Genomic DNA, 11,526 nt, shown 5'->3' with positions numbered 1-11,526 from the left:
GGCCTCGCGACTACATCGGTGTCCGGGGCTCGGGCGCCCGCTCTTCCGATCTCAGCGGCGCCTGCCGCCCGGCACGCGCCGCAGGCGCTGGACGCGTACCCCGCGTCGGGCGCGGTGGCCGTCACTGGACACCTGCGCTGCGCCGACCACCCGGCCGGGTGCGACGCGTGGATCACGGTGGTCAACGACCGCGGCAAGCGCCGCGCCGGAGTGCGCGCCGTCGGCGGCAGGTACCGCGTCGCGGGGCTCGAACCGGGCCGCTACACGCTCATCGCCTCGGGCGCCGCGCACCCGCCACGCGCCGAGTACCTGTCGGTTCAGCAGCGGGACGGCGAGCTGCGCCACGACATCGAACTGGACGCGGCACGGCACGCCTGACCACCGCACGCAGGCCCGCATTATAAGGAGTGCTTATCGATTCGGCGCGTCCTGCGGTGATTGACGTGGGTTGCCGGTTGATCCAGGCTGGCGCCCATGGACACCTCGAACCGCCTGGGCGGCACCGCATTCTCGCCGGAGACCGCGTATCTGAACACGTCCAACTGCGGCCTGCTGCCGCGCGGCGCGGTGGCCGCCGTGCAGGAGCTCGCCGCGGCCAACGCGACGGGCCGAGGCGGCCAGGGCGCGGGCAGCTTCGAGTCGGTGGACGCGGCGCGTGCGTCGTTCGGGCGGCTCGTGGGCGTGCCCGCCGAGCGAGTCGCGGTCGGCAACGCCGTCTGCGTGCATGTGGCCGTGGTCGCGGGCTCCGTCCCGTCGGACGGCGAAGTCCTCGTGCCCGAGGGGGACTTCAGCTCGCTCCTGACGCCGTTCTCGGTGCGCGGCCTGACCGTCAGGCAGGTGCCGCTGGAACGGCTCGCCGCGGCGGTCGACGCGCGCACCACGCTCGTCGCGCTGTCCGCCGTCCAGTCCGCGGACGGCCGGATCGCGGACCTGCCCGCGGTGCGGGAGGCCGCCGCGGCCCACGGCGCGCGCACGCTGCTCGACGCCACGCAGGCCGCGGGGTGGCTGCCGCTGTCGGCGGGGGAGTGGGACTACACCGTCACCGGCGGCTACAAGTTCCTGTGCAGCCCGCGCGGCACCTCGTTCCTGACCGTCACGGAGCGCGCCCAGGAGACCCTGGCGCCGCTGCACGCGGGGTGGCTCGCCGGCGCCGACCCGTGGCGCAGCACCTATGGGCCCGTCACCGAACTCGCGCCGGACGCACGCCGGTTCGACGAGCCCGCCGCCTTCCTCGCGTACCACGGCGCGGAGCGCTCGCTGGCGCTGCTGGAAGAGGTCGGCGTCGAGACCGTGCACGCCCATGTCACGGCGCTCTCGAAGCGGTTCCGCGCCGGCATGGCAGAGGCGGGACACGACGTCGTCGCCGCGGGGGACTCGGCCGTGGTGGGGGCGCCAGGACTCGGCGGCCGGCAGGAGGCCCTGCGCGCGGCGGGCGTGGACGCGTCGGTGCGCGCGGGCAACCTCAGGCTGTCCTTCCACCTGTACAACACGGACGCGGACGTGGACAGGGCGCTGGAGGCGCTCGCCGGCTGACCCGGTGCGACCACGCCAACCCCGACCCGGCCCCGGCCCCCGGCACGGGTGTGGGGACGGAGGCCGTCCTCCGTCCCCACACCCGTTCACCTGGGCAGCGTCACCGCACCGGGGTGAAGTCCCTCGCTCCGATGAAGTCGGGGCGCCGGATCGGGGCCGCGTACGGCTCGACCGCGGAGTTCTCCACGCTGTTGAACACGATGAACACGTTGCTGCGCGCGTACGGCGTGATGTTGTCGCCCGAGCCGTGCATGCAGTTGCAGTCGAACCACGTCGCCGAGCCGGCCTTGCCCGTGAACAGCTTGATGCCGTGCGCGTCCGCCATCCGCGTCAGCCCCTCGTCCGAGGGCGTGCCCGCATCCTGCATCTGCAGCGACTTCTTGTAGTTGTCCTTGGGCGTCTCACCGGCGCACCCGAGGAACGACTTGTGCGAGCCCGGCATGATCATCAGCCCGCCGTTGGTGTCGAAGTTCTCCGTCAGCGCGATCGACACAGACACGGCGCGCATGTTCGGCATGCCGTCCTCGGCGTGCCAGGTCTCGAAGTCCGAGTGCCAGTAGAACCCGGACGCGCCGAACCCCGGCTTGAGGTTGATGCGCGACTGGTGCACGTACACGTCCGAGCCCAGTATCTGGCGCGCGATGCCGACGACGCGCTCGTCCCGTACGAGGGAGGCGAACACCTCGCTGATCTTGTGGATCTCGAAGACCGAGCGGATCTCCTGCGAGCGCGGCTCCACGATGGAGCGCTCGTCGGCGCGGATGGCCGGATCCGTGATCAGCCGGTCGGTCTCGGCGCGGTACCGCGCCACCTCGTCGGGCCCGACCAGCTGGTCGATCGCGAGGAACCCGTCGCGCTCGAAGGCGCCGAGGCCGGCGGGCTCGATCGGGCCCGGGGCGTCCGGCACGGACCACACGACCGGGTCCTGGCGAGGGGTGGTCACCTCGGTGGCGCCACGCGTCGGGTAGAGGTCCTTGGGGCGGGCTGGGGCGGTGGTCATGGTCTTCCTTCCCCGGTATTCCGTGGAATCCCGGACTTCCTCGTTGCGTTCAAACGATCCTTCGGTGTGCCGGGGCTGTGCTCAGTCCTCGGTCAGCAGGGGGTACGCGCCGTTCTCGTCGTGCTCCTCGCGGCCCGTCACCGGCGGGTTGAAGACGCAGATGACGCGGAAGTCCGACTTGGGCCGCACGGTGTGGTGCTCGTGGCCGTTGAGCAGGTACATCGTGCCGGGCGTGATGTCGTACACCTGCCCGGTCTCGTCGTCGGTGACCTGGGCCTCGCCCTCGACGCACAGCACCGCCTCGATGTGGTTGGCGTACCACATCGACGTCTCCGTGCCCGCGTACATGATGGTCTCGTGCAGGGAGAAGCCGACCTTCTCCTTGGCCAGGACGATCCGGGTGCTCTCCCACGTGCCGGACTCGGCCTTGATGTGGCGGTCGGTGCCCTTGAACTCCTGGAAAGAACGGACGATCACGGTGTGTTGTTGCCTTTCTCTTCTACGAACGTACGACGCCGGGGGCTGGTATGCAGCCCCCGGGCGGCGTACAGGGTGTGTGGACGGCCGGGGACCCGGTGGGAGTCGCCCCACTGGGTCCGCACGGCCAGGTACGGCTGGTCGCGCGGGGGCGCTCAGACCCCGGCCGGGACGCGCGCGGTGTCGCGCACGGCGCGGTCCAGCGTCCGCAGTCCCTCGTCGAGCTCCTCCGGGGTGACGGTCAGGGCGGGCAGCAGCTTGACGACCTCGCTCTCCGGGCCTGACGTCTCCAGCAGCAGCCCGAGCTCGAAGGCGCGTCGGCACACGGCGGTGGCCCTGGGCTTGTCGTGGAACTCGATGCCCCAGACCAGGCCGCGGCCGCGGAACTCGGCGCCGCCGCCCGCGCTCTCCGAGCAGATCCCCACCAGGGCCTGCTCGACCTGCTCGCCGCGGGCGAGTGTCTGCTTCTCCATCTGGCCGTCGGCCCAGTACGTGTTCAGCGCGGCGGCGGCCGTGACGAAGGCCGGGTTGTTGCCGCGGAACGTGCCGTTGTGCTCGCCCGGCTCCCAGACGTCCAGCTCGGGGCGGAACAGGCACAGCGACATCGGCAGGCCGTAGCCGCTGATGGACTTCGACACCGTGACGATGTCGGGCACGATCCCGGCCTCCTCGAAGGAGAAGAACGGGCCGGTGCGGCCGCACCCCATCTGGATGTCGTCCACGATAAGCAGCATGTCGTGGCGGTGGCACAGGTCGGACAGCGCGCGCAGCCACTCGGGGCGCGCCACGTTGATGCCGCCCTCGCCCTGGATGGTCTCCACGATCACGGCGGCGGGCTTGTTCAGGCCGGAGCCGCGGTCCTCCAGGAGCCGCTCGAACCAGAGGAAGTCCGGCACCTTGTCGTCGAAGTAGTGGTCGAACGGCATCGGCGTGCCGTGGACGAGCGGGATACCGGCGCCCGCGCGCTTGAAGGCGTTGCCGGTGACGGCGAGGGAGCCGAGCGACATGCCGTGGAACGCGTTGGTGAAGGAGACCACGGACTCGCGGTTCTTCACCTTGCGCGCCAGCTTCAGCGCGGACTCCACGGCGTTGGTGCCCGTCGGGCCCGGGAACATGACCTTGTACGGCAGGTCGCGCGGGCGCAGGATGACGTTCTGGAAGGACTCGAGGAACGCGCGTTTCGCGGAGGTGGCCATGTCGAGGCCGTGCGTGATGCCGTCCCGCTCGATGTAGTCGATCAGCGCGCGTTTCAGCACCGGGTTGTTGTGGCCGTAGTTGAGTGAGCCGGCTCCGGCGAAGAAGTCGAGGTAGGTGTGGCCGTCCTCGTCGGTGATGTGGCTGCCCTGCGCGCGGTCGAAGACGGCGGGCCAGCCGCGGCAGTAGCTGCGCACCTCGGACTCGGTGGTCTCGAAGACGCTCAGGGCGGGCGGGGTGATGGTCACAGCGGTCTCCTGCGGTGCGGAGGAACGGAGGTTGTCCGGGACGAGTGGGAGGTCGGCGGGGCGAGCGGGCCCGATGGGGCGCTTCCGCCCCGGTGCCGCACGCGGCGCGGCGCCTGTCCTCGGTCGGGCCGTGCGCCGTGCCGGTGCGGTTCGTGCGGGGCTCAGCCCGAGGTCAGCGGCGTGATGCGGTAGAGGACCTCGGGGGCGTGCGCGGCGTCCCCGTCCTCCGGGAAGAGGCCGCCGGCGAAGAGGACCTCGCGGTCCAGTGCCGCGCCGCGGCGCGTCGCGTAGGCGGTGAACATGCGATCCGAGGGAACGTTGTCAGGGGTCACGGTGGTCTCGAGCGCGGTGACGCCGAGTTCGCCGGTCACGCGCGTGGTCAGCTCGTCGAGGAGGGCGCCTGCGATGCCCTTGCCGCGGTGGGCGTCGTCGACGGCCACCTGCCAGACGACGAGCACGTCCGGGCGCTGCGGCCTGACGTAGCCGGTCACGAAGCCCATCGGCTCGCCGGCGGTGTCCCTCGCGACGACGGACGTGGCGGCGAAGTCACGGCACCACAGCAGGTAGCTGTACGAGGAGTTGAGGTCCAGTACCTCGGAGTCACGGGCGATGCGCCAGATCGCGGCTCCGTCCTCCACTCGTGGGGTGTCGATCACGAATGATCCCTGGGATGGTGCTCCCGGGGACGATGAGGTGAATTCGCCACTGGCGCCTGCAAGGTCTGCTTGTGCGGCGGTCATACAGATTGAATTTACCGAGCAAATTCAAAAGATGCATCCGGGAAAAGGGTTGGGCGAAACGTGCTCTTGTGTTATCACGCGGGCGCGACTTCGAACGCCGACGGCGGCGTATAGTCATGATTTGTCCCGGAACTATCGGACAAATCTCCGCTCGCTGTGGACTCGGTCACAAGTGGATGACGGCCGGAAACATGTCCGAATCACGCTGAACATCCTGTCGAAATCTTGGCGTTTAACCCCGGGGATTCCGGGCAGAAGCAAGACGGGAAGCTGCGTGCAAAAGAGATTCAATTCTGATTCTCAACTTAACGTATTCTTGGCCCCGCGCGATAGTAATTCCGCGCGGGAATCACAAGAACATCATGAGCGGTCACAAAGCGTCAGACCACGCACCGGCCGCGGCACGCACGGAGGCCTCCGTGTCCACCTCGCCCGCGGCCCCGCCCGCCCCCGCCCCCGCGAGCGCCTCGCCCAGCGCGCGCAGCGAGCCGGTCACCGCGTCCAGCGTGGCGTTCGCACCGTAGTGGTTGACCCGGATCATCGCCGCGGCCAGCGCTCCGCCGCCCGCGGCGACCGGCAGGGACGCGTCCGCCGCCAGGGCCTTCGCCACCAGCGCCGACGCGTCGGCCCCCGGGGGCGTGCGCAGCGTCGTCGCGACCGGGGCGGCCGCCCGCTCGTCGCGCACGTACGGTTCCAGGCCGCCGCCGAGGGAGAGCACACCGGCCCTCGCCGCCGTCGCGGCGGCCCGGTGGCGTGCCTGCACGGCGGCGAGTCCCGTCTCCTCGATCCGCGCGAGGCAGGCGTCGAGAGCCGCCATCTCCAGCTGGGCGGGGGCGTGCGGCAGCGCGCGCCTGCCCGCGTCGATCCACCGCTCCTTCCAGTCGAGCAGCGACAGGTACGAGCGGCGCGGCGCGCGCGGATTGCTCGCGAGCCGCTCCCACGCGCGCCCGCTCACGGCCACCGCGGAGACACCCGCGGGCCCGCCCATCGCCTTCTGCGCGCCGATCACGCACAGGCCGACGCCCCACTCGTCCGTCAGCAGCGGCTCGGCGGCCACCGACGCCACCGCGTCCAGCATCAGCAGCGCGCCGTGCGCCCGCACGACCTCGCCGATCTCCGCGACGGGGTTGGTGTTGCCGGTCGCGGCCTCCGCGTGCACCAGCGAGACGAAGCCGGTCTCCGGGTGCGCCGCCAGCGCCGCTTCGACCTGCTCCGCGGTGGCCGCGCCGGAGAACGGCACCTCAAGGTCGTGCACGGTCGCGCCGCACTCGCGCAGCCAGTCGCCGAACGTCTGCCCGTAGGGCCCGGTCACCACGTTCAGCGCGGTGGAGCCGGGAGCCGCCGCGCCCTTCACGCACCCCTCGAGCGGCAGCAGGGCCTCACCCTGCATGATCACCACGTCGTTCTCCGTGCCGAGCAGCGCGGCCACCCGGCGCTCGACGGCGGCGAAACCGGCGGCGGTGGGCGGCGCGAGGTCGAGCAGGGCGCTGCGCGGGGGAGTGGTGGGCGCGGGATGTGTCACGTCCGGTCTTCTTCCGTGGTTCGTCGGCGGGGCGTGCCGGCGGCCTGTTCCGCACGGCCCGATCTGCTCGAACGAGGGTACCCACGGTCTCGTACAGTGCTCGCATGAGCGATGGGACGGCAGCGCCGGCGCTGCACGTGCGGGGCAGGGTGCTTCTCGGCCCCGACGAGGCCGTGGACGAACTGTGGGTGGTCGGCGGCCGGGTGACGTACGAGCGCCCCGCGCACACGGACGACGTGCGCACGGTGACGGGCTGGGCGCTGCCGGGCCTCGTCGACGCGCACTGCCACGTCGGCCTCGACCAGCACGGCCCGGTCGACGAGGCCACCAGCGAGAAGCAGGCGCTCGGCGACCGCGCCGCGGGCGCCCTGCTGCTGCGCGACGCGGGCTCGCCGTCCGACACCCGCTGGATCGACGACCGCGAGGACCTGCCGAAGATCATCAGGGCGGGCCGGCACATCGCGCGCACCCGCCGCTACATCCGCAACTTCGCGCACGAGATCGAGCCGGACGACCTCGTCGCGTACGTCGCGCGCGAGGCGCGCCGCGGCGACGGCTGGGTCAAGCTCGTCGGCGACTGGATCGACCGCGAGGAGGGCGACCTCACGGCCTGCTGGCCGCGCGGCGCGGTGGAGGCGGCGATCGCCGAGGCGCACCGGCTCGGCGCCCGCGTCACCGCCCACTGCTTCGCAGAGGTCGCGCTGCGCGACCTGGTCGAGGCCGGGATCGACTGCATCGAGCACGCCACGGGGCTGACCGAGGACACCATCCCGCTGTTCGCGGAGCGCGGCGTCGCGATCGTGCCGACGCTCGTGAACATCGCGACGTTCCCGCGGCTCGCCGCCGGGGGAGCGGCCAAGTTCCCGCGCTGGTCCGCCCACATGGAGCGGCTCCACGAGCGACGCTACGACACCGTGCGCGCCGCCTGGGACGCCGGCGTCCCCGTCTACGTCGGCACGGACGCGGGCGGGTCGCTGGCGCACGGCCTGGTGGGCGCTGAGGTCGCGGAGCTGGTGAAGGCCGGCATCCCGCCGGTCGACGCGCTGTCCGCGACGGCCTGGGGGGCCAGGCGCTGGCTCGGCCGCCCCGTGCTCGAAGAGGGCGCGCCCGCCGACCTGGTGGTGTACGAGGAGGACCCGCGCGCGGACGTGCGCGTGCTGACCGCGCCGCGGCGGGTGGTGCTGAACGGCCGCGTCGTCGGCTGACCGCGTCGTCGGCTGACCGTGCCGCTCGCCCGGCCACGTGGTTGACGGGCCGTGACAAACGGGCCGCTCTGCTCGTTGGGCACTTCACCGTCGGTTGCGCAGTCGACGTATCGACTGCGTGGTGAGCGCCTCACGGGAGTGACGTCCGTGAACTCCCGTGCCTCATAAATCGAATACTGACTCGGAAACCCCCCTTTCGGGTGAACTAGCTCTGCGTTTCCGCACGTTCACTCACAGTGCGTAAAGATGACCGGTGTCTCAGTCGCCGCCGCGCCCTGTCCCCAGCCGGCCGGCCGGCGACGCCATGTCTCAGTGGGGGTTTCACAACTTGAACAGCGACACCTTTCGCCGCACGTCCGCACGCCGCCTCGCCGCCGCCACGGCGGCGGCCGCGCTCGCGGCGGGCCCGGTACTCCTCGCGGCGCCCGCCCAGGCCACGGGCGTCGAGGAGCACGGGGGCGGCGCGGCGCACGCCGCCGTGCTGAAGGCGGGCCTCGACGTCTCGCTCCTCAACAAGACGATCGACGTCCCGGTGAACACCTCGCTCAACGAGGTGCGTGCGCCGCAGAGCGCGGACAAGAAGGCGCTCAGCCTGACGGTGGACGGAGTGGACAAGGGCAGGCCGTTCAGCATGGTCAGCGCCGACGTCGCCGACGCCAGGGCGACGGTCGCGGGAGGGAAGGCCGAGGGCTACGTCAACATCGTGAACGCGAAGGTGCACGTGCCGGGCCTGCGCAGGCTCTCGCTCATCGCGGTGCGGCAGGTCACCGCGAAGGCCACCTGCGAGGCGGGCAAGCACCCCGGCGCGAGCGCGAACCTGCTGGGCGACGTGACCGTGCTCGGCAAGACCGTCTCGCTGTCGACGGGCGGCCCGACGAAGGTCAGCGTGCCGGACGTCGGCGAAGTCAGCCTCGAACTCTCACAGACGCACACCACCTCGCGCACGGCGGCTGCGACGGCGCTGGCGCTCGACGTCTCCGTCAACCCGCTGCAGCTGAACGTGGCGGACGTCAAGGGGTCGGTGAAGCTCGCGACGGCGGACTGCACCGAGCCGAAGCCCTCGGGCGGGCACCACGGTGGCGGCGGCACGCCGTCGAAGCCCACCACGCCGGCGACCGGCGAGCCGTCCGAGGCCGCACCCTCCGCGCCCGACGTGCGCGCCCAGAGCGCGACGGAGCCGAAGCCCGCCAAGTCGCCCGCCCAGGACCTGGCGGAGACGGGCAGCAGCTCGACGACGCCGTACATCGCGGGCGGCGCGGCGGTCCTCCTGCTCGCGGGCGCGGGCGCGGTCGTCCTGGCGAAGCGGCGCGCGTCGCACTGACGGCACCGTCCGACGACGCCGTCACCCGCCGTCGGCCCCGGCCCCGGCCCCGGCCCCGAGCCCGGGGCCGGCGGCGCCCACCGCGGCCGGGCCCGAGGCACGGAACGTGCGCCGGTAGGCGGACGGGACGACCCCGGCGTCCGCCGCCAGGTGCCGCCGCAGCGACGTGGCGGTGGCGAAGCCGACCTCGTGGGCGACCCGTTCCACCGGCAGGTCGCTGGACTCCAGCAGGTGACGCGCCCTCCGCAGCCGCTGCTGGGTGAGCCAGCGGCCGGGGCTGAGCCCCGTCTCCTCCCGGAAGCGCCGGGCGAAGGTGCGGGTGCTCATCGCCGCGTGCGAGGCCAGCTCGTCCAGCGACAGCGGCAGCTCGAGCCGCCGCAGCGCCCAGTCGCGGGTCGGCCCGGTGCCGGCCGTGCTCGCGGGCGGCAGCGGGCGCTCGATGTACTGCGCCTGCCCGCCGTCCCGGTACGGCGGCACGACGCAGAGACGGGCCACCCGGTTGGCCACCTCGCTGCCGTGGTCCTGGCGCACCAGGTGCAGGCAGACGTCGACGCCGCTCGCCGCCCCGGCCGAGGTCAGCACGTCGCCGTGGTCGACGAACAGCACGTCGGGATCGACCTCGACCCGGGGGAACAGCTCCCTGAAACGGTCGGCGAGCGCCCAGTGGGTGGTGGCCCTGCGCCCGTCCAGCAGCCCGGCGCCGGCCAGCAGGAACGCGCCGGTGCAGATGGACACCAGCCGCGCCCCGGGGCGGACGCGGGACAGGGCGGCGAGTGCCCGCGGGTCGGGAACGGCGGCCGAGGCCCACGGGATCGCGTACGGGGGGATGACCACGGTGTCCGCCCGGGCCAGCGCCTCGGGGCCGTGCCCGGGCGTGACGATCAGGTCGGAGTCGGTGCGCACGGGGCGCCCGTCCGCGCTCGCCGACACCACCTCGTAGCGGCGGTCGGCGGAGCCCAGCACGCGGTGCGGGATGCCGAGTTCGAAGGGGTACACGCCGTCGAGCGCGAGGACGACGACCTTGTGAGCGCCGGGGCGCGGGGCCGGGTTCATCCGGCACGCGGGCTCCTCGGCGCGGGCGGCGGGGGCGGCGTGGTCGGCGTGGTCGGTGGTCATGGCAGGAATGTATCGGACGATGACCTCCTGGCCATCGCCCCCGGCCGGGCTCGTGGGCAAGGATCGGTGCATGACCTCGAACGACACCCCCGTGATGCTCGCCCTGCACCAGACCGCCCTCGGCGGCCCCGAGGTGCTCCGCATGACCGAGCTGCCGCGTCCCACGCCAGGCCCGGGGCAGATCCTCGTCGCCGTGCACGCGGCCGGGCTCAACCCCACCGACTTCAAGCACCGCGCCGTGCCCGTCTTCCTGCCGCCCCCGCCGATGACCCTCGGCTGGGACGTCTCGGGCACCGTGGTGGAGACCGGCTTCGGCGTCACCCTCTTCCGACCCGGTGACGAGGTGTTCGGCATGCTGCCCTACCCGTACGGCGCCGGCTCCCACGCCGAGTACGTGACGGGCCCCGCCCGCGCCTTCGTAACGAAGCCCGCCGGGATCGGCCACGTGCAGGCGGGCGCCCTGCCGCTGGCCGCGCTCACCGCATGGCAGGCCCTCGTCGACACCGCGGACCTACGGGAAGGGCAGCGTGTGCTGATCCACGCCGCCGCGGGCGGCGTCGGCCACCTCGCCGTGCAGCTCGCCAAGGAGCGCGGCGCGCACGTCACCGGGACGGCGTCCGCGCCCAAGCACGACTTCCTGCGCGAGCTCGGCGCGGACGCCTGCGTCGACTACCGCTCGGAGGACTTCACCGCGGCCGAAGAGCCGTACGACGTCGTCCTCGACACCCTCGGAGGGGAGACCGCCACGCGTTCCGTGAGCGTCCTGCGCCCCGGCGGCGTCCTCGTCTCCCTGCTGCCCGGCGCCGAGGACACCGGGCCCGCGGCGGAGAAGGCGGGGGTATGCGCCGTCGTGATGCTCGTGGAGCACGACCAGGCCGGGATGCGCGCCATCGCCGAACGCGCCGCCGACGGCAGGCTGCGCGCCCATGTCTCGGGCACCTTCCCCCTGGCCGAGGGCGCCAAGGCACACGCCCAGGGCGAGACGGGCCGCACCACGGGCAAGCTCGTCATCACCGTCCGCTGACGCAGCGCCCCCGGCCCCGGGCAGCCGCCGACCTGCCGGGGCGCGGCCCCGGACGGCGAGCCTCGGGTCGGGGGCGGCCCCGCCCCGTCCGGTGGGCCGCCAGGTCGGGAGGGCACTCGGCTGAACCCCAGACGCCGAGGGAGCGC

The 11,526-nt window shown here is 72.8% G+C and carries 10 protein-coding genes and 1 pseudogene; 5 read left to right on the top strand and 6 right to left on the bottom strand.

Going from position 1 to position 11,526, the window contains the following annotated elements:
• Both JFN87_RS28455 and JFN87_RS28450 read left to right on the top strand, forming a co-directional pair.
• A pseudogene (locus JFN87_RS28455) lies at positions 1 to 378 on the top strand (FUSC family protein); the annotation flags it as partial.
• Between the two features lie 96 nt (positions 379 to 474).
• Complete coding sequence (locus tag JFN87_RS28450) at positions 475 to 1,533, top strand: aminotransferase class V-fold PLP-dependent enzyme (protein WP_209344589.1); 1,059 nt, start codon at positions 475 to 477, stop codon at positions 1,531 to 1,533.
• Between the two features lie 100 nt (positions 1,534 to 1,633).
• On the opposite strand, the gene thpD is transcribed toward JFN87_RS28450, so the two are convergent.
• From thpD to JFN87_RS28425, 5 genes are all read right to left on the bottom strand, one after another.
• The gene (gene thpD / locus JFN87_RS28445; protein WP_209344586.1) at positions 1,634 to 2,533 is read right to left on the bottom strand and encodes an ectoine hydroxylase; all 900 of its coding nucleotides are present in this window, start codon (positions 2,531 to 2,533) and stop codon (positions 1,634 to 1,636) included.
• Between the two features lie 81 nt (positions 2,534 to 2,614).
• Complete coding sequence (locus tag JFN87_RS28440) at positions 2,615 to 3,010, bottom strand: ectoine synthase (RefSeq protein ID WP_030909010.1); 396 nt, start codon at positions 3,008 to 3,010, stop codon at positions 2,615 to 2,617.
• Positions 3,011 to 3,165: 155 nt separating this feature from the next.
• Complete coding sequence (ectB, locus tag JFN87_RS28435; RefSeq protein ID WP_209344584.1) at positions 3,166 to 4,452, bottom strand: diaminobutyrate--2-oxoglutarate transaminase; 1,287 nt, start codon at positions 4,450 to 4,452, stop codon at positions 3,166 to 3,168.
• 161 nt (positions 4,453 to 4,613) lie between these two features.
• Positions 4,614 to 5,192, bottom strand: a complete 579-nt coding sequence (ectA, locus tag JFN87_RS28430) for a diaminobutyrate acetyltransferase (protein WP_209344582.1) — start codon at positions 5,190 to 5,192, stop codon at positions 4,614 to 4,616.
• Positions 5,193 to 5,562: 370 nt separating this feature from the next.
• Positions 5,563 to 6,714 carry a pyridoxal-phosphate-dependent aminotransferase family protein gene (locus JFN87_RS28425; protein WP_307865621.1) on the bottom strand — a complete coding sequence of 384 codons (1,152 nt, stop codon included), beginning with the start codon at positions 6,712 to 6,714 and terminating at the stop codon, positions 5,563 to 5,565.
• Positions 6,715 to 6,818: 104 nt separating this feature from the next.
• Here JFN87_RS28425 and JFN87_RS28420 point away from each other — a divergent pair, with 104 nt between their 5' ends.
• Together JFN87_RS28420 and JFN87_RS28415 are read left to right on the top strand one after the other, a co-directional pair.
• Positions 6,819 to 7,919: an amidohydrolase family protein gene (locus JFN87_RS28420; RefSeq protein WP_209344580.1), complete on the top strand. Its 1,101-nt coding sequence runs from the start codon at positions 6,819 to 6,821 to the stop codon at positions 7,917 to 7,919.
• A gap of 328 nt (positions 7,920 to 8,247) precedes the next feature.
• Positions 8,248 to 9,240: an SCO1860 family LAETG-anchored protein gene (locus tag JFN87_RS28415; RefSeq protein WP_209344578.1), complete on the top strand. Its 993-nt coding sequence runs from the start codon at positions 8,248 to 8,250 to the stop codon at positions 9,238 to 9,240.
• Positions 9,241 to 9,261: 21 nt separating this feature from the next.
• On the opposite strand, the gene JFN87_RS28410 is transcribed toward JFN87_RS28415, so the two are convergent.
• Positions 9,262 to 10,356, bottom strand: coding sequence for a GlxA family transcriptional regulator (locus JFN87_RS28410; protein WP_245182190.1), 1,095 nt, complete (start codon positions 10,354 to 10,356; stop codon positions 9,262 to 9,264).
• A 70-nt stretch (positions 10,357 to 10,426) separates the two neighbouring features.
• On the opposite strand from JFN87_RS28410, the gene JFN87_RS28405 reads away from it, so the two are divergent.
• Positions 10,427 to 11,380 (top strand): NADP-dependent oxidoreductase, encoded by a 954-nt coding sequence (locus JFN87_RS28405; protein ID WP_209344576.1) that lies wholly within the window; start codon positions 10,427 to 10,429, stop codon positions 11,378 to 11,380.
• The last annotated feature ends 146 nt before the right edge of the window (positions 11,381 to 11,526 follow it).

It is taken from the genome of Streptomyces montanisoli (genome assembly GCF_017813245.1).
Lineage (GTDB): Bacteria > Actinomycetota > Actinomycetes > Streptomycetales > Streptomycetaceae > Streptomyces > Streptomyces montanisoli.
This window is presented reverse-complemented; position numbering and strand designations above follow the sequence as displayed.